This window comes from Pseudomonas sp. AC463, assembly GCF_979253585.1.
Genome location: NZ_CEEDDZ010000589.1, coordinates 1 through 273 on the forward strand (window position 1 = coordinate 1; position 273 = coordinate 273).

At 61.5% G+C, this 273-nt stretch carries 1 protein-coding gene; it reads right to left on the reverse strand.

The genetic code is table 11. From position 1 onward, the window contains the following. Positions 1-62: 62 nt before the first annotated feature. A partial coding sequence (locus AC0IYH_RS31555) for a DUF1315 family protein (protein ID WP_471838180.1) occupies positions 63-273 on the reverse strand: 211 nt, incomplete at its 5' end.

Below are 273 nucleotides of genomic sequence, written 5' to 3' on the forward strand. Positions count from 1 at the left end.
CTGCACTGGCGCGTCGAGCTGGGTTGTCATCTTGCTCATGGCGCCACGGGCTACTTCTAACATCAGTGCAGGGTTTCCGACGATTTGTAGAGCAGATTGGGGATCGGCGCGGACTTCGAGGCACACTCGGAGGGGCCCATGTAGCCGGTACGCTGATCCTCGGGCAGGTTCTCGATCTCCCAGGCGATCATTGCCTGCAGGCTCAACTCCTTCTGCTCCTGAGTCAGCTTGCGGCCGTCCGGCCACTTGCCGATCTCGACGGCCAGCTTGAGG